The sequence below is a fragment of the Bradyrhizobium sp. NBAIM08 genome (assembly GCF_020193935.1).
In the GTDB taxonomy this organism is placed as follows: domain Bacteria; phylum Pseudomonadota; class Alphaproteobacteria; order Rhizobiales; family Xanthobacteraceae; genus Bradyrhizobium; species Bradyrhizobium yuanmingense.
Genome location: NZ_JADYVR010000370.1, coordinates 1 through 446, shown reverse-complemented (window position 1 = coordinate 446; position 446 = coordinate 1). Strand labels below are relative to the sequence as shown.

Annotated in this window: 1 protein-coding gene; it reads right to left on the bottom strand. The window is 65.5% G+C overall.

The genetic code is table 11. The features are described 5' to 3' along the window. Window positions 1-446: DEAD/DEAH box helicase (locus tag I6F37_RS39950; protein WP_225154370.1), on the bottom strand; the 446-nt coding region annotated here is incomplete at both ends.

The window sequence follows — 446 nt, the reverse complement described above, 5'->3', positions numbered from 1 at the left end:
CTTCAGCATGGCGATGGTCCGCTCACGCTGGGCCTGCTGCATGTCACCGTTGATGGCGGCAGCGGCCAGGCCACGCGCCTGCAGCTTGCTGGCCAGTTCTTCGGTGCCGGCCTTGGTCCGCGCGAAGATGATCATCGCGTCGAACGGCTCGACTTCCAGGATGCGGGTCAGCGCGTCCAGCTTGTGCATGCCGCTCACCCACCAGTAACGCTGGCGGATGTTGGCCGACGTAGTGGTCTTGGCCGCGATGGTCACTTCCACCGGGTCCTGCAGGTAGGTCTGCGCGATGCGGCGGATCTGCGGCGGCATGGTGGCCGAGAACAGGGCCACCTGGCGCTGCTCCGGCAGCTTCTTCAGCACCGCTTCGACGTCGTCGATGAAGCCCATGCGCAGCATTTCATCGGCTTCGTCCAGCACCAGCGTCTTCAGCTCGGACAGGTCCAGGG